The 20,634-nt window shown below is 70.8% G+C and carries 8 protein-coding genes; 6 read left to right on the top strand and 2 right to left on the bottom strand.

Annotated features, from left to right (window positions below; translation table 11 throughout):
• Positions 1 to 15 precede the first annotated feature (15 nt).
• The 6 genes from ALI22I_RS17705 (at position 16) to ALI22I_RS17730 (ending at position 18,173) form a co-directional block, all read left to right on the top strand.
• Positions 16 to 13,059 carry a non-ribosomal peptide synthetase gene (locus ALI22I_RS17705; protein ID WP_077006612.1) on the top strand — a complete coding sequence of 4,348 codons (13,044 nt, stop codon included), beginning with the start codon at positions 16 to 18 and terminating at the stop codon, positions 13,057 to 13,059.
• On the top strand, positions 13,056 to 14,429 hold the full coding sequence (locus tag ALI22I_RS17710; RefSeq protein WP_077006613.1) for a serine hydrolase domain-containing protein: 1,374 nt from the start codon (positions 13,056 to 13,058) through the stop codon (positions 14,427 to 14,429). The genes ALI22I_RS17705 and ALI22I_RS17710 overlap by 4 nt, the downstream gene beginning before the upstream one ends.
• 61 nt (positions 14,430 to 14,490) lie before the next feature.
• Complete coding sequence (gene mppP, locus ALI22I_RS17715; protein ID WP_202971004.1) at positions 14,491 to 15,567, top strand: enduracididine biosynthesis enzyme MppP; 1,077 nt, start codon at positions 14,491 to 14,493, stop codon at positions 15,565 to 15,567.
• Positions 15,560 to 16,792 carry an aminotransferase class I/II-fold pyridoxal phosphate-dependent enzyme gene (locus ALI22I_RS17720; protein ID WP_077006614.1) on the top strand — a complete coding sequence of 411 codons (1,233 nt, stop codon included), beginning with the start codon at positions 15,560 to 15,562 and terminating at the stop codon, positions 16,790 to 16,792. The genes mppP and ALI22I_RS17720 overlap by 8 nt, the downstream gene beginning before the upstream one ends.
• Complete coding sequence (gene mppR, locus ALI22I_RS17725; protein ID WP_077006615.1) at positions 16,789 to 17,616, top strand: enduracididine biosynthesis enzyme MppR; 828 nt, start codon at positions 16,789 to 16,791, stop codon at positions 17,614 to 17,616. The genes ALI22I_RS17720 and mppR overlap by 4 nt, the downstream gene beginning before the upstream one ends.
• Positions 17,617 to 17,777: 161 nt before the next feature.
• Positions 17,778 to 18,173: an HNH endonuclease gene (locus tag ALI22I_RS17730; RefSeq protein WP_143532268.1), complete on the top strand. Its 396-nt coding sequence runs from the start codon at positions 17,778 to 17,780 to the stop codon at positions 18,171 to 18,173.
• Positions 18,174 to 18,321: 148 nt separating this feature from the next.
• On the opposite strand, the gene ALI22I_RS17735 is transcribed toward ALI22I_RS17730, so the two are convergent.
• Complete coding sequence (locus ALI22I_RS17735) at positions 18,322 to 19,449, bottom strand: transcription termination factor Rho, short form (protein ID WP_077006617.1); 1,128 nt, start codon at positions 19,447 to 19,449, stop codon at positions 18,322 to 18,324.
• Between the two features lie 388 nt (positions 19,450 to 19,837).
• Positions 19,838 to 20,581 carry a glycosyltransferase family A protein gene (locus ALI22I_RS17740; RefSeq protein ID WP_077006618.1) on the bottom strand — a complete coding sequence of 248 codons (744 nt, stop codon included), beginning with the start codon at positions 20,579 to 20,581 and terminating at the stop codon, positions 19,838 to 19,840.
• Positions 20,582 to 20,634 lie beyond the last annotated feature (53 nt).

The following is a 20,634-nucleotide window of genomic DNA, read 5'->3' on the forward strand; positions in this document are numbered from 1 at the left end:
GTTGCGAGGTGTGCGGTGACCGAAGCGCGGACGGAACGGCAGCAGCGGATCGACTCGCTGCCGGAACACGCCAGGAAACTCCTGGAGAGCAGGCTGGCCGGGACCGGCCCGGCAGCGGCCGGCGACGAGCGCATCCCGCGGGTGTCGCGCGACGGCGCGCTGCCGATGTCCTACGCCCAGCGGAGCCTGTGGTTCCTCGACCAGTTCGAGACCGGCGGCGTCCAGTACAACACCGCGGTCGGCGTGCGGCTGACCGGTGAGACGGACCGCGACGCCGTTGCCGAGGCGCTGCGTGCCGTGCTGGCCAGGCACGAGGCACTGCGCACGACCTTCGATTCCGCCGACGGCGTCGGTGCCCAGTTGATCCAGCCGGCAGGCGAACCGTCGCTGCGCCACGTCGACCTGACCGGACTGTCCGCTTCGGACCGCGAGGTGGAACTCCAGCGGCTGCTCACCGAGGAGTCCCGGACGCCGTTCGACCTCGTCGCGGGCCCCCTGCTGCGGGCTGTGCTGATCGCCTGTGCGCCGCAGGAGCACGTGCTGGTGCTCAGCATCCACCACGCCGTCACCGACGGGTGGTCGATGAGTGTGCTGGTCCGTGACTTCTGCGAGTGCTATCGCGCTTCGGTGCTCGGTACGGCCCCGGACCTCCCGGAACTGCCGCTGGGGTGGGCGGACTTCGCGGTGTGGCAGAACGACCAGGTCGACTCCGGCCGGATGGACGCGCAGCTCGCCTACTGGCGGCAGCAGCTGAACGGGGCGCCGGTGTTGCGGCTGCCCACCGATCGGCCGCGCCCGCTGCTGCTCGGCCCGGCCGGTGCGCTGCACTGGTTCACCGTGCCGGCGACGACCACGACCGCCCTGCGCGCGTTGGCCTCCGGTGCGGGCGCCTCGCTGTTCATGGTGCTGCTCGGCGCGACCCAGGTGCTGTTCTCCCGATACAGCGGGGAACGCGAAGTGACGCTCGGCACGATCACCTCCGGCCGGTCCCGCACCGAGTTGGAGAACGTCGTCGGCCTCTTCGTCAACACCGTCGCCCTGCGCTCCACAGTAGACGGTGAGCTGAGCTTCCGGGGGTTCCTCGCCCGGGTGCGGCACACCGTGCTCGACGCGTTCGACAACGCCGACCTGCCGTTCGAGCACGTGGTCGAGGAACTGGTACCGGACCGCAACACCGGCAGCACCCCGCTGGTCCAGGCGACGGTGACGTTGCAGAACACCCCGGGCATGGTGTTCGACCTCCCCGGCCTCACGGCCGAACCGTTCCCGTTGCCGAGGGAAAGCGCCACCAGGGAACTGAGCCTGGAGTTCACCGAGCGGGACGGGGCGCTCCACGCCAGCCTGGAGTACAGCACGGAGCTGTTCGACGAGGACACGGTCGCACGGTTGGCCGCCAACCTCGTGCACCTGCTGGAGCAGGTGACCGCTCACCCGGACACGCCCCTGCGTCAGCTCGGCGTCACCGCACCCGCCGAACGACGGCGGATCGACGCCTGGAACGACACCGCCGTGGACCAGGGCACGCCCCGACCGCTCCACGAGCTGTTCACCGAGCAGGCACGGCGCACGCCGGACGCGGTCGCCGTGGAGTTCGACCACACCCGCCTGACCTTCGCGGAGCTGGACGCGCGGGCGAACCAGATCGCCAACGAGCTGGTCGGCATGAACCTCGGACCCGGCCGGCTGGTCGGGCTGTGCCTGCACCGAGGTCCGGAACTGGTGGTCGGCATCCTGGGCATCCTCAAGGCAGGGGCGGCGTACGTGCCGCTGGATCCGACGTACCCGGCCGAGCGGATCCGGTTCATGCTGGCGGACAGCGGCGCGACGGTGGTGCTCGGCGAATCCGGCCTGCGTGACCTCGTGGCCGGCACGGCCGAGCTGATCTGCCTGGACAGCGACGCCGCGCGGATCGCCGGCCGGCCACGCACCGCGCCGGCCGTCGAGGTGACGCCGGACGACCTCGCCTACGTGATCTACACCTCCGGCTCCACCGGAACGCCCAAGGGGGTGCAGGTCGAGCACGGCAACCTGCACTACATCGCACACGCCTGGGACCGGCGTTACCGGCTGGCCGAGACCAGGCCGCGGTTCGTGTCGGTGTCCAGCATCTCGGTGGACCTCTTCCTCGCGGACTTCATCCGCTCCGCGCTGTTCGGCGGCACCATGCTGATCTGCCCGGCCGATCTCGTCACCGAGCCGCCCAGGCTGCTGGACCTGATCGAGCGCACCGGCGCGACCGGGATCGAGTTGGCGCCCAGCCTGGCCGCCACCCTGGTCGCCGAGGCGCGGACCAGGGGCGGGGGCCTCGGGACGCTGCGGTTGATCTCGGTCGGTTCGGAAGGCTGGCGGATCGCGGACTGCCAGGAACTCCTCGACGAGGTGGCACCGGAAGCTTTGGTGTTCAACGCGTACGGCGGCACCGAGGCCACGGTGGACTCCACAGTGCACCGGCCGACACCGAAGTCGCTGGCCGGCCGCACCTTCGTGCCGATCGGCAAGCCGCTGCCCAACACCGTCGTCGAGGTGCTGGACGAGGCGGGACAGCCGGTGCCGATCGGTGTCCCCGGTGAGATCTTCATCGGTGGCGACGGCGTCGCTCGTGGTTACCACAATCGTCCTGAGCTGACCGGACAACGCTTCGTGCGCCGAAACGGCCGCAGGTTCTACCGGACCGGCGACCTGGGCCGGTGGCTGGCCACCGGCGACCTGGAGTTCCTCGGCCGGGCCGACGACCAGGTCAAGGTGCGCGGGTTCCGGGTCACCCTCGGCGAGGTGGAGAGCGCGTTGCTGGCGCACCCGGACCTGGCGGACGTCGCGGTGACCGCCGTGTCGAACGGCGTGGGGCCGCGTCTGGTCGCCTACCTGGTCGCCGAGCCGGGCACGACAGTGCCGGAAACCGGTGCGCTACGGGCATTCCTGCGGCGCAGCCTGCCGGACTACATGGTGCCCGCGATGTTCGTGCCACTGGCGGAGTTGCCGACCACGCCCAGCGGCAAGGTGGACCGGGCGAGGCTCCCGGAACCCGTGGGGCCGGCCGAAACCGGCACCGACTACCTCGCGCCGCGCACCGAGACCGAGCGGCTGATCGCCGACACCTGGGCCGAGGTGCTCGGCGTGGCACGGGTCGGGGTGCGGGACAACTTCTTCGAGCTGGGTGGCGACTCGATCCTGAGCATCCAGCTGGTGGCCAGGCTCCGCAAGGCCGGACTCGAATTGTCCACGAAGGACGTGTTCCGGAACCAGACGGTCGGCGAGCTGGCCGCGTTGCGGGACACCGTGACCACGGCCGTGGCGGCGGAACAGGGCGTGGTGTCCGGCGCCGTGCCGCTCACGCCGATCCAGCGGTGGTTCTTCGAGGCGCACCCGGTGCACCCCGAGCACTACACGATGACCATGCACCTCGGCATCGACCCGAAGGTGGACGTGACCGCGCTGCGCCGGTCCGTGGCCGCGCTGCTGGCCAAGCATGACGCGTTGCGGATGCGGTTCCGGCGACAGGACGGGCAGTGGCGGCAGCACAACGACCCGGCCGAGCGGTACGACGTGGTGTCTCTGTACACCGTGGACAGTTCTGAAGCGGTGGCCGCACACGCGGAGGCCATGCAGTCCGGGCTCGACCTGGCCAACGGTCCGCTGTTGCGGGTGTCGGTCGTGCACGCCCCGGAGCACACCCATCTGCTCGTGGTGGTGCACCACCTCGTCATCGACGGGGTGTCCTGGCGGATACTGCTGGAAGACCTGGAGGAGTTCTACCGGCACGAGTCCGAGGGCGTGGCGGCCGAACCGGGGGAGAAGACGACCTCCTTCCAGCAGTGGTCGACCAGGCTCGGCGAGGTCACCGCCGAGGGCCGGTTCGAGCCGGAGCTGGACTACTGGCGGGAGATGGACCCGGCCGCCGCGCCGAGGTTGCCCCGGGATTTCGACGGGCCGAACACCGCGGGCGGCGAACGCACGCTGTCGGCCGCGCTGGACGCCGACCTGACCGATGCGCTGCTGCACCGGGCGCCCGCCGCCTACCGCACGCGGATCAACGACCTCCTGCTCAGCGCGGTCGGCAAGGTTTTCGCCGAGTGGAGCGAGCACGACCTGGTCGCGGTCGGTATGGAGGGCCACGGCCGCGAGGACCTCGGCGACGACATCGACGTCTCCAGCACGGTCGGCTGGTTCACCACGCACTTCCCCACCCTGCTGCGGATGCCCGCCGGGGACGGGCCAGGGGCGCTGATCCGCTCGGTCAAGGAGCAACTGCGCGCGATCCCGAACCGGGGGATCGGCTACGACGCGCTGCGCTACCTCGGCGAGTCCACCGAGCTGGCCGGGCATCCGCTGCCCGAGCTGAGCTTCAACTACCTGGGCGTGTTCGACACGGTCACCGGCGCCGGCCCGTTGTACCGCGAGCGGCTGCCCCTGATCGGCGCGGATCACCACCCGGACCAGACGCGGCCGTACCTGCTGGACGTGGTCGGCCTGGTCGCCGATGGACGCCTGGAGTTCATCTGGGTGTACTCCGCCGGGATCCACCGGGAGAGCACGGTGCGGCGGCTGGCCGACCGGCTGGTGGCGGTGCTCGGTGAGCTCGTGCGGCACTGCCTGCGTGACGGCGTCGGCGGGGCAACGCCGTCGGACTTCCCGCTGGCACGGCTCACCCAGTCGCAACTGGACACCGTGCTCGGCGACGCGGCCGGCGTGGTGGATGTCTACCCGCTGACCCCGATGCAGAGCGGCATGCTGTTCCACAGCCTGGTCGAATCCGACGCCGGCACCTACTTCGAACAGACGAGCTTCGAACTCGACGGCGTGGCTCGCCCCGACCTGCTGGCCGAGGCGTGGCGCCGGGTGGTGGCGCACAACCCGGTCCTGCGCACGTCGTTCCGCTGGCACGACGTGCCGCAGCCGCTGCAGGTGGTGCACCGCGGGGCGGACCTCCCCGTGCGGATGCTGGACTTCTCGCGGTTGTCCGAGCCGGAGCGCCGGCGGCGGATCGCCGAGTTGCTCGAAGAGGACGCGGAGCAGGGCATCGACCTGACCGAGGCGCCGTTGCTGCGGCTGGTGATCATCCGGCTGTCCGCGAGCCGCGTGCTGGTAGTGCGCAGCTCGCACCACATCGTGCTGGACGGGTGGAGCACCGGGCACGTCTGGGCGGACATGTGCGCGAGCTACGACGCGCTGGTGGCGGGCACCGAACCCGTGCTGCCGTCGCGGCCGGCGTTCCGCACCTACCTGGAGTGGCTGGCGGAGCGGGACCACGAGGAGGCGCGGCGGTTCTGGCAGGGCGAACTGGCCGGGCACCGGGGTCCGACCAGGTTGCCCTACGACCGCGAGCCGGAGCCCGGCCACCCGGTGCGGTGCGACGCGACGCACCGGGTCCGACTGGACCGGCCGGCCACCGAGGCGCTCACCGCCACCCTGAAGAAGCACCGGCTGACCGTGAACACCGCGGTGCAGGCCGCCTGGGCGATGCTGCTGGCCGAACACAGCGGCGACCGCGACGTGGTGTTCGGCGCGACGGTGTCCGGTAGGCCGGAAGACCTGCCGGACGTGGAGGACTGCGTCGGCCTGTTCATCAACACCCTGCCGGTGCGGGTGCGGTTCGAGGAGGGACTGCCCGTCGCCGACTGGCTGTCCGAACTGCAACAGCGGCAGGTCGCGACGCGGCAGTACGACTTCGTCTCACTGGCGCGGGTGCGCGGCGAGGGCGAGCAGGGCGACCGGCTGTTCGACAGCCTGGTCGTCGTCGAGAACTTCCCCTTCGACACCGAGACCGCGGGCAGGCACGGGCTGCGGGTGGTGGACATCCAGGCGGAGGAGGCCACCACCTTCCCGCTCGGGGTGGCCGTCCACACCGGTGACGAGATCGAACTGGTGCTCAGGTTCGACCCCGACCTGTTCTCCGCGGACACGGTCGAACAGCTGGCCGACCGGATGCTCGAACACCTCCGGGCGTTCGCGGCACACCCGCTCCGGCCGCTTCGCGTGCCCGTCCCGGACGAGGTGGCGCCGCACGCGGTCGCCGGGTACCTGAACCGCCTGGCCGAATCGGAACCGGCACAACTGGCCGCCGACCGCCGCCCGCACACGGTCACCGGCCGCCGCGGCGAACGCCGGTTCGAGATCACCGCGCGGCGGATGACCGGCCTGCGGGAGCTCGCCGCCCGGCACGACACGGACCTGCGGACGACGTTGCTCGCCGTGACCGCAGTGCTGGTCAGCAGGTTCACGGGTCAGTCGCGGTTCGTGCTCGGCACGGCGGGTCCCGGGACGGACACCCTCGCCGTCGACTGCCTGGTCCCCCCGGACGAGACCTTTCCCCTGGTACTCGGCCGGATCGTGGCGAGCGCGGCCGAGGCGCTGCGGTACGCCGGGCACACCGCGGACGACGACCGCGTGCCCGAGACGTCGGTCAGCGTGCTGCTACGCGACACCGGCACCACTCCGGTGGCAGGCGAGGACATCGTCGTGGCGGTCCGCGAGGGAGCGGACGGCGCGGTGGGACTGATCGACTTCGCGGCCGAGAAGTTCCAGCCGGAGACCATCCGGTCCCTGATCGACGCGTTGCTGGCGTTGATCGACGCGATACCGGCCGACGAGGACACCCCGGTCAGCGCGCTGGCCCTGCTCGGACGGCGGCGGCGAGCGGAGTTGTCGGCGCACACCGGCGGCGCCTCCGCGCCCGTGTCCCCGCTGTGCGTGCACGAGTTGGTCGACGCGCAGGCACGCCGGACGCCGGACGCGGTCGCGGTGCGTGCCGGGGCGACCCTGACCTACGCGGAACTGGTGGCGCGGGCCAACCAGCTGGCACGTCACCTGGTGTCGCGCGGCGCGGCGGTGGACACCCCGGTCGCGGTCTGCCTGCGGCGGGACGCGGACATGGTGGTGGCACTGCTCGCGGTCATGAAGGCCGGTGCGGCCTACCTGCCGATCGAGCCGGACTACCCGCGCGAGCGGCAGGCGTTCATGATCGCCGACGCGGGCGCGCGGCTGCTGGTCACCGATTCCGAGCTGCTGCCCGGCCTGCCCGTCGAGGGCCGGGACGTGGTGCTGGTGGACACGGACAAGCCGGTGATCTCGACACACCCGGCACAGCCACCGGGCGTCGAGGTCGGTGCGGACGACCTCGCCTACGTCCTGTTCACCTCCGGCTCCACCGGCAGGCCCAAGGGTTCGCTGATCGAGCACCGCAACGTGGTCAACATGATCGAGCACACCACCCAGCGGTTCGGTTGTGCGCCGGGCGAGGTGTGGGCCGTGTTCCACTCCTACGCCTTCGACGTCTCGGTCTGGGAGATGTGGGCATGCCTGGCCACCGGCGGCACGGTCGTGGTGGTGCCGCAGGACGTCGCCGGCGATCCCGTGCGACTGTGGGAGTTGCTGCACACCGAGCGGGTGGCCGTGCTGCACCAGACGCCGACCACCTTCCGCGAGTTGGTCCGCGTGGCGGTCGAGCGCGGGGCGGCGGTGCCTCCCGCACTGCGTGTGCTCATGATCGGTGGCGAGAACCTGGAACCGGTCCACCTGCGCACCTGGTTCGACCACTACGGCGACGCACCGACCCGGCTGGTCAACATGTACGGGACCACCGAGACCTGCGTGTTCGTCACCTGCCAGGAGGTGGACCCCGACGACGTCGCCGAGCGGGGCAGGATCTCGATCGGCAGGCCACTGCCCAACTACACCGTCCACCTGCTCGACGAGCGGGGCGAGCCGGTGCCGCTCGGTGCGGTCGGCGAGTTGTGCGTCGGCGGTGCGGGGGTGGGCCGCGGTTACCTGAACCGCCCGGAGCTGAGCGCGGCGCGGTTCGTCGAGCACCCGGCCTTCGGCCGGATCTACCGGACCGGCGACCTGGCCAGGGTGGCGCCGGACGGGCGGCTGGACCACCTCGGCCGGGCCGACGGCCAGGTCAAGATCCGCGGGTACCGGATCGAGCTGGGTGAGGTCACGGCGGCGCTCACCGGGCACTCCGCCGTCGCGGAGGCCGCGGTGCTCGCGCGGGAGGGCGTGGACGGACACCGCTTCCTGGTCGGCTACGTGGTCGGCGAGAACCCCGGCAACCCGCCGGACAGCGCTGAACTGCGCGCGTACCTCTCCGGTGTGCTGGCCGAGCACCAGATCCCCTCGATGTTCGTTCCCGTGCCGAGGCTGCCGTTGACGCCCAACGGAAAACTCGACACGCGCGCGCTGCCGGCCCCGAAATCCGCCGCACCGTCTTCGGCCGACCACCAGGCGCCGAGGACGCCGACAGAAGCGGCGGTCGCCGAGGCGATGGCCGAGGTGCTCGGCCTCCGCACGGAGGACATCGGTACGTCGGCGAGCTTCTTCGAGCTCGGTGGGGACTCGATTCTCAGCATTCGCGTCGTGTCCCGACTCCGCTCCCGGCTCGGCGCGGAACTCTCGCCGCGGCAGCTGTTCGACACCCCCACCGTCGCGGAACTCGCGGCCGTGCTGGATCGCCAACCGGCGACGGACGGCGTGCTCGCCACGATCCCGGCCGCGGACCCGGGCGTGGAGATCCCGCTGTCGTTCGCACAGCAGCGGCTCTGGTTCCACGCGGAGTTCGACCCGACCTCGGCGGAGTACAACACCCTGCTGCCGATCCGGATCACCGATCCGGCGCCGAGCTCGTCGATCCGTGCCGCGGCGGCGGCGGCGCTCGCCGACCTGATCGAGCGGCACGAGTCGTTGCGCACCACGTTCGACGTCGTGGCCGGTCGTGCCGTGCAGCGCATCGGCAAGGCGACCGCACCGGCACTCGAACCCATCGACCTGACGGGCAGGACGGACGGCAAGGCGGCGCTCGCCGACCAGTTCGCCGAGGAGCTGTCGGAGCCGTTCGACCTGCGGCACGGTCCGCTGCTGCGGGCCCGACTGGTGCGTACCGCCGAAGCCGAGCACGTACTGGTGCTGACCATGCACCACATCATCACCGACGGCTGGTCGACGGGCCTGCTCGCGGACGAGTTCGTCACCTGCTACCAGGCGCGGATGCGTGGTGCGGTTCCGGAGTTGCCGCCGCAGCCGCTCCGCTACGCCGATTACGCGGTGTGGCAGCGCGAACGCGGTGAAGGGCCACGTGCCGAGCAGGACCTGGAGTACTGGCGCGAGTGGCTGAACGGCATGGAGCCGCTGCGGCTGCCGGTGGACCGGCCGCGTCCGCCGATCCGCGAGTCGGCGGGCAACGCGCTGGAGTTCGCGGTCGACGCCGAACTGAGCCAGGCCCTGGCCGCGCTGGCGCGGGCGCGGGGCGCCTCGCTCTTCATGGTCCTCTCCGCCGCCGTGCGGGTGTTGCTGGCGCGTTACTGCGGGCAGGGCGACATCGCGGTGGGCACCGTCGTCGCGGGCCGCGACCGGGCCGAGCTGGAGAACGTGGTCGGCCTGTTCGTGAACACCCTCGTGCTTCGGTCCACAGTGGACGAGTCGGCCACCTTCGTGGAACTGCTGGAGCGGGAACGGGAAACGGTGCTGGAGGCGTTCGCGCACGGTGACGTGCCGTTCGATCAGCTCGTCGACCTGCTCACCGAGGAGCGTGATCCCAGCCGCCCGCCGCTGGTCGACACGATCGTGACGCTGGAGAACACGCCACGGCCGACGCGACTGGACGGAGCGTTCGCGCCGTTGGAGCGCCTGCCCATCGAGGGCGGCGACGTCAGCCACGACCTCGCGGTGGACTTCGTCGAGCAGGACGGCGTGCTGACCTGGAGCCTGAGCTACAGCACGGCGCTGTTCGACCGCGCTACCGCACAGCGGATCGGCGAGCACCTGCGGATGCTGCTGACCGGGGTGGCGACCGCGCCGGAGGTGCCGCTGGCCGAACTGCCCCTCGCCACCCCGGCCGAGCGCGACCAGCTGGCGGAGTGGAACGCGGTGCCGTACGAGCACCCCGCGTGGCGCCTGGTCCAGGACCGGTTCGCCGAGCAGGTGCGGCAGCGCCCGGACCACGTCGCGGTCAGCTGCGGCGGCGAGCGGTTGACGTTCGCGGAACTGGACGCCGAGGCGAACCGGCTGGCGCACCGCTTGGTCGCACTCGGCGCCGGCACGGACGTGCTGGTGGGGGTGTGCGTGGCGCGCGGGGTGCGCGCGGTGGTCGCGATGCTCGGCGTGCTGCGGGCGGGCGCGGCGTTCGTGCCGCTCGACCCGGAGTACCCGCCGAACACGGTGCGCCAGATGGCCGCCGACGCCGCGGTGTCCATCCTCGTCAGTGAGGCGGACCTGCTGCCGCTGTGCCGGGACGAGCAGGCGGCCGACGCCATCCGGTCCGTGGTCCTCCTGGACACCGAGCGCGACCGGTTGGCCGAGCTGCCGGACACCCCGCCGGACGTCGAGGTGGGCGTGCGCGACCTCGCCTACCTGATGTTCACCTCCGGTTCCACCGGCAGGCCCAAAGGTGTGCTGATCGAACACCGCAACGTCGATCACCTGGTTCGGGTGTGGGACGTGTACTACGACTTGGCCGACATGCGACCGCGGTGCCTGTCGGTGTCCGGCTTCGGCGTGGACCTGTTCTTCTCCGACTTCCTGTGGTCCACCGTCTTCGGCGGCGAGATGATCATCTGTCCGGCCGAGTCGGTCACCGATGCCGTCGCACTGGTCGACCTGCTGGTGCGGACCTCGGCCGAGGTCATGGTCACGGTCCCCGCGCTGGCCAGGGCGATCGGCCAGGAGCTCGCCTGGCGGGACGCCCGGCTGGACTCGCTGCGGGTGCTCGCGGTCGGCTCCGAGGGCTGGCAGGCAGGCGAGTCCGCCGAGTTGCTGCGCCGGATCGGTCCGGACACCCGAGTGATCAACGCCTATGGCGCGACCGAAACCACCGTCGACGTGACCCTGTTCGAGGCCTCCGCGTACCGGGAGGTCCAGGACGCGTTCCGCGGCGAACCGTACGTCCCGATCGGCCGGCCGCTGCCGGACACCCCGGTGTACGTGCTGGACGAGCACCTGCGGCAGGTGCCGATCGGGGTCGTCGGTGAGATGTACATCGGTGGCGGCGGGGTGGGCCGCGGCTACCTGAACGCGCCGGAGCTGACGCAGCGGAGGTTCCCGCGCGACCCGTTCCGGCCTGGTGACCCGGACGCCCGGGTCTACCGAACCGGTGATCTGGTCCGCTGGTTGCCGGACGGGAACCTGGTCTTCGTCGGCCGTACCGACGACCAGGTCAAGATCCGCGGTTTCCGGGTCGAGCTGGGTGCGGTGGAGAACGCGTTGTCGCGGCACCCGCGGGTGAGCGCCGCGGCGGCTGCGGTGCGCACCGACGAGCGCGGTGTGGCCAGACTGGTCGGCTACGTGGTGGCAGCCGCGGATCAGGCGGTGGACCCGGTGGAGGTGCGCCGGTTCCTCGCGGAGCACCTGCCGCCGTACGCGGTGCCCGGCACGGTCGTCGAAGTCGAGCGGTTGCCGCTGACCTCCAGCGGAAAGCTCGACCGGCGCGCGCTGCCTGCTCCGGCGGTGACCGACCTGGCCGGCGGCACGCACGTGCCGCCGCGCACCGATACCGAACGCGCGCTGGCGCGGGTGTGGGCGGACGTGCTCGGCCTGCCCGTCGAGCGGGTCGGCGTGACCGACAACTTCTTCGAACTGGGCGGCGACTCGATCCTGAGCATCCAACTGGTGTTCAAGGCACGCGCCGAGGGTCTCGCGGTGTCCACGAAGGACCTGTTCCTGCGGCAGACCATCGGGGACCTGGCCGAGGTCGTCACCGTCACCGGGGCCGTCGAGGTGGACACGGCCGCGATGTCGGGGGAGGTTCCGCTGACGCCGGTGCAGCACGACTTCTTCGAGACCGTCACGGTCGCACCGCACCACTTCACGCAGTCCGTCACCGCCGAGCTGTCCGACGACGTCGACCCCGCCGCGCTGGGTGCCGCGTTGCGTGCGCTGGCGGCACACCACGACGCGCTGCGGCTGCGGTTCGAGCGCGCGGGCGCGGGGTGGCGCCAGTACATCGAGGACGGCACCGGCGCCGACGTCGAGCTGATGACCGTGCTCGACCTGTCCGATACGGACTCGTCACGGCTGTCCGAGGCGATGGCCGCGCGTGCGGCCGAGGCGGACGCGGGTTTCGACCTGGCAGGCGGACAACTGCTCAAGGCGCTGGTGTTCGACACCGGCGCCGGCAGGCCGAGCTACCTGTTCCTGACCGTGCACCACCTGGCCGTCGACACGGTGTCCTGGCAGGTGCTGCTGGCCGACCTCGGCGTCGCGTACCGGCAGGCGGTCGCCGGCGAGCAGCCGGACCTCGGCGCGAAGGGCTCGTCGTACCAGGCGTGGGCGCGCCGGTTGCTGCACCATGCCGAGCGCGGCGGTTTCGACGGCGAACTGGACTTCTGGACCGCGATGCCGGAGCCGGCGCCACTGCCGGTGGACCGGGAGGGACTCCGCCTGGCGGCGTCGACGCAGGCCGTCCAGGTCTCCTTGAGCGCCGCCGACACCGAGGTGCTGCTTCGTGGTGCGCCCGCGGTGCTGCGGACCAGCGTCAACGACGTGTTGCTGAGCGCGGTGGCCTGGGCGCTGGCGCGGTGGACCGGAACGCACACGGCGCACCTTGAGCTGGAGGCGCACGGCAGGGAGGAACTGTTCGACGACGTCGACATCGCGCGCACGGTCGGCTGGTTCACCAGCATCTTCCCGGTCGCCCTCGAAGTCGACGAGACCGTGGACTGGCGGGCCGTCGTGCGTTCGGTGCGCAAGCAACTGCGGACGATCCCCGGCAACGGGCTCGGCTACGGCGCCCTGCGGCACCTCTCCGCCGAGGGAACACCCGGCGCCGCGCTCGCGTCCCGTGCGCGACCGCAGGTGATGTTCAACTACCACGGTGTCGTCGACGGCGCCGACGGTGCGGGGCGGCTACTCCCGTTCGGCAGGTTCCACGACACGCTCGGGCAACCGAAGAGCCCTGCGGAGGCACTGAGCCACTTGCTGGACTTCATCGGTGCGGTGGGCGAGGGCACGCTGCGCTTCGAGATCCGGTTCAGCACCGACGCGCACACCGAGCAGACGATCCGAAGCCTCGCCGCGTACCTGGACGAGGCGCTGCACGGGATCGTCGGGGAGCTGCGGGGGAGCCGACGGTGATCGACCAGCCGTTCCTCGACGACCTGCTCGCGCGCACCCGCGCGGAGTTCGGCGTCCCCGGCGCGCAGCTCGCCGTGCACACCCCGCAAGGCCGCTGGCAGACCGTGGTGGGTGACGCCGGCCCCGGTCGCGGGCCGGTGACCACGGACACGGCGTTCCCGCTCGGGTCGCTGACCAAACCGGCCACCGCGACCCTCGCCATGATGCTGCTCGACGACGGTGACCTCGAACTGGACGAGCCGCTGGCCGAGTACCTCCCCGAACTGGGCGGGCCCGCGGCGGGGCGCACCGACCGGCTCACCGTGCGCGGCCTGCTCAGCCACACCGGCGGGTTGGCCTCCGACGTGGCCGAGCGCACGCTGGGCACCCGGCAGCGGAGCCGGTGGGTGGCGGACCACCTCCGTGAGGCGGACCTCGTGCACCGACCGGGATCGGTGTTCTCCTACTCCAACGTCGGCTACCTCCTGCTCGGTCACCTCGTGGAGCAGCTCACCGGTGTCACCTGGCGGGAGGCCGTCGACACGATGCTGCTGGCGCCACTGGGCATCACGCCGGCGTTCGTGCTGGCCGAGCCGCCCGATCGCACCATCGCATGTGGACATACGCACCGGGACGGGCGTGCCGTGCCGATCGAGCGCCAAGCCCTGCCGATCATCGAGGAACCGGCCGGCGGTCTCGCGTTGAGCGCGGCCGATCTCGCCGTGCTCGCCGGAACACAGCTGACGATCCCGACTGGGCCGACTTTGCTGAGCGCGGCCGCGCGGAGCACGATGGCCACCGATCAGCTGACCGGCATGACGGTGCCGCCCGGGATCGCGGACGGCTGGGCGCTCGGCTGGGCGGTGTACCGGGACACCGCGACGGAATGGCTGGGGCACGACGGAACCGCGAACGGCGGGTCCTGCCACCTGCGGTTCGATCCGCGCGCCAGGACGGTCGTCGCCTTCACCAGCAATGCGGGCACCGGCATCCGGATGTGGGACCGCCTGGTGGAAGAACTGCGCGCGGCGGGGATTCCGGTGGGGCACACGCCGCTCTTCGGCCCGGCCCCGGAACTGGACCGAATACGCACGCCGGACGAGTGCGTCGGCCGTTTCGTCAACGGGGACAACGAGATCCGGGTCCTGCGCGGTCCCGGTGGTGTGCCGACGGTGAGCCTCGACGGTCCCGCGCAAGCGGAACTCGTGTGCTTTTCGGATCTCCGGTTCGAGATCCGGCAACAAGGTCCGGGAATGAGTTATCCCGGTCGATTCGTGCGAGACCCGGTGAACGGGAGCATCGATCTCCTCCAGCTCGCCGGTCGTGTCGCGAGAAGGCATCCACTACAACCAGAGACGATGGGGTCAGGTGAGCGCAGTGCAGCCCGCTGAGTTGAAGACGGAATCCGCAGCGTACGTAGACGCGAATCTCACCCAGCTTGAGTATCTCGCGTTGAACAGCGAGATGAACCTGGCCGACGGGCATGCCAGGCAAGCGTTGACGACAAGCCAGGCGGTGATCATCGACTCGCTTCCCGAACTGTTCCGCATGTCTGCGGAAACTCCCGTCGAACAGCTCGAATCCCGTGCCCACGGTGCGTTCTTCCACGCACTCGGCCAGCACGAGTACCCGGGCGCGGACGGCCGAGTGCTGGCCTGCTACTCGTCATCGGTGGCCATGGAGATCCTGTCCAGGGCAGTGGTGACCGAGATCGACCAGATGGCGTTGCTGCACCCGACGTTCGACAACATCCCGGACATCCTGCGCGGCGTCGGCATCACGCTCCGGCCGATCGAAGAGGACCTGTTGCACGACGCCGACCTGCCGGACTCGCTGTTGGACTCGGTGGGCGCGGTGTTCGTGACCACCCCGAACAACCCGACCGGCCGGGTGGTCGACGAGGAACGCCTGCGACGGCTGGCGGAGCAGTGCCGCGAGCACGACGTGGTGCTGTGCCTGGACACCTCGTTCCGCGGGTTCGACCCGCGCGCCCAGTACGACCACTACGCGGTGCTGGAGCAGGTCGGTTGCCGGTGGGCCGTGGTCGAGGACACCGGCAAGCTGTGGCCCACCCTCGATCTGAAGGTCGGCTGGCTGGTTACCTCGGCGAACCTGAACCTGCCAGTGGACCGGATCTACTCCGACATCCTGCTCGGCGTCTCGCCGCTCATCCTGACGCTCGTCGAGCACTTCGCCCGGGATGCGGCGAACGGCGGCTTCGCCGAGCTGCACGAATTCATCCAGACCAACCGTTCCGTGGTGCGCGGGCAACTGGCCGGCCTGCCCGGGTTGAGCTTCCCGGACCTGCACAGCACCTCCAGCGTGGAACGCGTGCAGGTCGACGGTCGGTCCTCGATGGACATCTGGGCGGCGTTGCGCGAGGAGAACGTGCACGTCCTGCCGTGCCACCGATTCCACTGGTTCAACCCGGCCGAAGGCGACCGCACGATTCGTTTCGCACTGGCTCGGCAGACGAATCTGCTGGAGTCCTGTGCCAAGACGCTGCGCTCGATCCTGGCCGATGGTTGACGGTTGCTCGTCGGCCGCCGGTCCACTGGCCCATTCGCAGCTGTGGAACGGCGACGTGGTGCAGGGCGGAGATTCCCCGGAGCCGTGGAATCTCGGTCCCGGCTACCTGCAGCAGGAGTTGCTACCGGTTGACCTGCTGCGGGAGGCGTACTGGAGCGCACTGGCCGAGTACGGCGCCGCGGCCCTCGGCTACGGCGCGGACAACGGAGCCAGGGTGGTACGCGCGTCGCTGGCGGCGCGTGCCGCGGTTGACGATGGCGTGCCGTGCGAGGCAGATCAGGTGGTGCTCACCGCGGGCACGACCCAGGCGCTCTACCTGATCTGCACCGCGTTGGCCGGCGCCGGCTCGGTCGTGCTGGTGGACGAGACCAGCTACGACATCGGCAGGCGGTTGTTCGCCGAGAGCGGCCTGTCTACGCGGCAGGTGGCATCGGATCCGGCCGGCATGGATCCGGTCGCGCTGGCGGCCACGATCCGCGCCGTGCGTGCCGAGGGAAGGCAGGTCGGGTTCGTGTACCTCAATCCGACCTTCCACAACCCGACCGGCGTTGTGCTGCCGGGACCGCGGCGGCGCGAGCTCGTCGAGGTGGCCGGCCGCGAAGGTGTTCTCATCGTGGAGGACGACGCCTACCGCGAACTGAACCTGGACGAGGAGAAGCCGCCGACCTCACTCGCCGCGCTGGCGGACTACCAAGGCGTGATCCGGCTGGGCTCCTTCTCGAAGACGTTGGGGCCGGGCCTGCGGCTGGGCTGGCTGATCACCAACGCGGAACTGGCCGAGCGGCTGGTCTCCCGTGCGGTGTTCGCCAGCGGCGGGTGTCTCAACCACACCACTTCACTCGCGGTGGGCACGATGCTGCCCCACTCCTACGACCGGCATCTGCGTTGGCTGCGCGGAGAGCTGCGGCGGCGCCGGGACGCGTTGGCGGCTGTACTGCGCGAGGAACTGCCCGCAGGGGTCGGGTTCGCTGTCCCGGCAGGCGGATTCTTCCTGTGGTTGCGCTTCGACAGCGGCGTGGACGACGAGACCCTGGTGAGCGCGGCCGCGCAGGCCGGGGTGCGGGTCGCCGCGGGTTCCCGCTTCGGGAGCAGCGGCCCGGCGATCCGGCTGGCCTACAGCTTCAACTCCCCGGCGGGGCTCACCGAAGCCGGACACCGCCTCGCCACGGCGTGGCGCCCACTGCTGCGGAGCAACTCATCCAGGAATGGAGCACATCCACGATGAACCACACGGTCCCGCCATCGGCCGGCCTCCGTGGCTACAGCATGCCGTTCTCGCCGAACGGCCGGTCGTCCACCCTGACACCGCCACCGTGGCACTTCTCCGGCGAGGTGATCATGGTGGACTACCGAATCCCGCCGGAGGTCGCCGCCCGGTTCCTGCCGGCAGGGTTGCGCCTGGGCGAGGACGCAGGCGCGGCGGCGGCGGTGTTCGCGCACTGGAACTGGTGCTCCGCGGACGGGGCGGAACTGGCCAACCCGCGACACTGCCAGTTCGGCGAGTTCCTGATCCTGCTGAGCTGTCAGAACGAGGGACGTCAGTACGCGCGTTGCCCCTACAGCTGGGTCGACAAGGCGGTTCCGCTGGTTCGCGGCTGGGTGCAGGGCATGCCCAAGCAGTTCGGCGAGATCGACCAGACCAGGCCGAAGCTGGTCGGACGGGCCGGGCCTCGACCGGACGGCACCGGTCGCTTCGACGGGACGCTTTCCGTCGGCGGTCGCCGGGTCGCCGAAGCGACCGTGTACCCGCGCGAGATCACGACCGAACGCCCCGTGCTGCACGACGTGCCGTTGGTGCACACCAGGGCCATGCCGCCGTGGCTGGACACCGATGTCCCGGACGGGCGGTTGGTCACCACGAACGTCACCGACGTGGAATTCTCCGAAATCTGGACGGGGGAGGCGGAACTGCGGATGTTCGACGCACTGGACGCCGACTTCGCTGAACTGCTGCCCGTCGAGGTGGGCGCCGGCTATGTGTTCCAGTACGCGGAAACGCTCACCGGAGGCACCCTCTTCGAGCCCGGACAGGATGGTCCCTCGCGATGACCGAGGTTGCCCTGGCTCCGGCGACGTCACGCTGCGAGCCACGGTGACCGGCACGGGTCAGACGGTCCTGCTGCTGCACGCGGGCGGGACGTCGGCGGTTGTGATGAGACGGAACGGCGGGTCTGTCCGCTTGAAGGTGTGACGGGCGGTAGGGTCCGGGCATGGCTGTCGGTGGCAGCAGGAGGGCACGTGCCGCGCGCAAGCGGAAGCGCCGGATGGAGCGTGTCGAGAACGACCTCTCCGTGGCGGAGTGGGCCGCGCTCAAGGTGGCCTGGGGTGGCTGCGCCTACTGCGGGTCCACCGGCGTACCTCTCCAGAAGGACTGTGTGCAGGCGTTGTCGCGCGGAGGGCGGTACACGCTCGACAACATCGTGCCCGCGTGCGGATCGTGCAATGCGAGCAAGTGCAACGCCGAGGTCACCGGCTGGCTGCGGCGGAAGCGGCTGGACGAGCGGGCGTTCCTGCTCCGTCACGTGGAGGTCAACGCCGAGTTGGCGTTGCGGTTCGGGAGCCCGGCTGTCCCGGGAAGCCCTGCGCACGACGAGGCGCGTGGTTAGCCGGCAGGCCCCCGCCGCTTCACCGCAGTTCAACGGCCGCGGCCCACCCGCACGACCTGCACCGCGTCGTCGACCGGGTCTCCAGCGTCTACATCGACCGAAGCCACATCGACCGAGACGACAACGCCATTTCTTGATTGACAAGGAGCTATCGCGGAACGCTGGTCGTGAGGCGGGTGAGGAACTCGGCGTTGTCGCCGGTCTTGCGCAGACCGTCGAGCAGCACGTCGATCGCATCCTCTTTGCCGACGAGGGCGCGGCGCAGCAGGCGGATGGCCGCGGTCTCGCCTCGCGTCAGCAGGAGGTCGTCCCGGCGGGTGCCGGACTGGTGCACGTCCACGGCGGGGAACACGCGTCGTGCGGCGGTCCTGCGGTCCAACCGCAGCTCGGCGTTGCCGGTTCCCTTGTACTCCTCGAAGAGCAGCGCGTCGCCCGCGGAGCCGGTCTCCACCAACGCGGTGGCGATGATGGTCAGTGAACCGCCGCCTTCGACGTTGCGGGCCGCACCAAGGAACCGCTTGGGCGCGGTGAGGGACCCGGCGTCCACACCGCCGGACAGTGTCCGTCCGGACGCCGGTGCGGCGAGGTTGTAGGCGCGGCCCAGCCGGGTCGCGGAATCCAGCAGCACCACGACGTCCCGGCCCAGCTCCACCAGGCGTTTGGCCCGCTCGACGGCCAGTTCGGCGAGCGCGGTGTGGTCGCGCGGCGGGTGGTCGAACGTGGCGGCGACGACCTCGGCCGGCACCCCTCGTGCCAGGTCGGTGACCTCCTCCGGGCGTTCGCCGACCAGGACCAGCATCAGATGGCACTCCGGGTGGTTCTTGGCGAGGCCGTGCGCGATCGCGCGCAGGACGGTGGTCTTGCCGGCCTTGGGCGGCGCGACGATCAACGCACGCTGTCCCTTGCCGATGGGCATCAGCAGGTCGACCACCCGCGTGGTCAACTCGTGCGGCTCGGTCTCCAGCCGCAGCCTGTCGTCCGGGTGGGTGGGCACGAGGTCGGCAAAGGACGGCCGGGCAGGGGAGTGGCGCGGGTGCGCGCCGTTGACGGCCTCGACCGCGACCAACGGCGCGACTTCGCCGCTGCGGGCCGCGGGTGCGACTCGCCCGTGGATTTCGTCGCCGCGCCGCAGCCCGTGTTCGCGCACCAGTTGCGCCGCAACGGCGATGTCGCCCGGTTCCGGCAGGTAGCCGTCGGTGCGGAGTACGGCGCCCCGGTCCATGATGTCGAGGATGCCGGAGGCGAGCCAGGTTTCGGAATAATCGTTGTGGTTCAAGGGTTTTCTCCCTGATCTCGGGAATGGTGACGACGCGGCCACGCCGCGGTGGGAACCCGTTGACACGTCGGGGAAGGCTGCGTGAGCCACATCCGGCCGGTTCGGGGATTTCGTGAGAAAATCTCGTGGTAGGGGCTGAGCCGCCTACGTCAACGAGAACGAGATGTCACGCATCGTAGCCGTTGGCGTGGACGACGCGCAAGTGTGCCCGTTGGGCTGGCCGTGAGCGGGGCATCCAGGTGCGGGCGCGCACCACCGCACTGCGCGACCGCCCGACGACCAACCGGCCGCTGTCGACGACACGGAGTCGCCTGCTGACCAGGTTCTACTCCGGACGTACCTGGTCGACGTCGTGTGGCCGCTCGACCGGATCACGGAGTCGAACGCGTCACGCGCCTGCCCTCAGCCCCAGTGCGCGCACTGCCTGAAGACGTTGCCGCACAACGGTCTGCGACTCGCCGTGCAGTGCCACCCACGACGCCTGGCGGGTGGACTGGCCGAGGTGCCTGCGGTACAGGAATGTCACGTCCGGCGTGAGGAAGCCGGGTGTCAGCTCGGCGAGCGCCACCACCAGCGCCAAGTCCTCGGCGCGGGGCACGGCGGCCCACCCGCCCAGTGCGCGGACCGTGACCGAACGCGCCGTGATCCCGCCGCACGGCACCGGCGTGTGACCGTGGTCGAGGACGAACGTGCCCACCACACCCCGCTCGACGACTCCCGCCGGTAGCAACGCCGGGTACGGCAGCCGCATGTCTCCGGGAAACAGGTCGTCCGCTTGGCCGGCCACCCAGTGGATGTCGGGATGCTCGGCGAACGCGGAGATCGCGGTGGCCAACGCGTGTGGCAGAAGCCGGTCGTCGCAGTCCAACACGTGCACCAGCTCACCGCCCGCCCTGGCCAGCCCGAGGTTGCGGGTGGCGGCGATGCCGAGCTGTTCGCCGTTGGCCGCGTACCGGCCGAAGGGGAACCTCCCGACCACCTCCGCGAGCCCCGGCTCCGGCCCGTCCTCCTGCACCACCCAGTCGAACTCCCAACCGTCGGGAAGCTCCTGGGCGGCCAGGCTCTCACCCGCCTCGACCAGCAGATCGGCCCGGTCTGACTGGGCAGCCGTGAGGACCGACAACAGCGCCATGAAGATCCTTCGGGTGGGGGATCAACGGACGTGGTCAAACCTACCGCCGCCGG

It is taken from the genome of Saccharothrix sp. ALI-22-I (assembly GCF_001984175.1).
Lineage (GTDB): Bacteria > Actinomycetota > Actinomycetes > Mycobacteriales > Pseudonocardiaceae > Actinosynnema.

Excerpts from the sequence above, each read along its gene's own strand:
- ALI22I_RS17720 (WP_077006614.1), top strand. The coding sequence starts at position 15,560 with ATGGTTGACGGTTGCTCGTCGGCCGCCGGTCCACTGGCCCATTCGCAG.
- mppR (WP_077006615.1), top strand. The coding sequence starts at position 16,789 with ATGAACCACACGGTCCCGCCATCGGCCGGCCTCCGTGGCTACAGCATG.
- ALI22I_RS17730 (WP_143532268.1), top strand. The coding sequence starts at position 17,778 with ATGGCTGTCGGTGGCAGCAGGAGGGCACGTGCCGCGCGCAAGCGGAAG.
- ALI22I_RS17740 (WP_077006618.1), bottom strand. The coding sequence starts at position 20,581 with ATGGCGCTGTTGTCGGTCCTCACGGCTGCCCAGTCAGACCGGGCCGAT.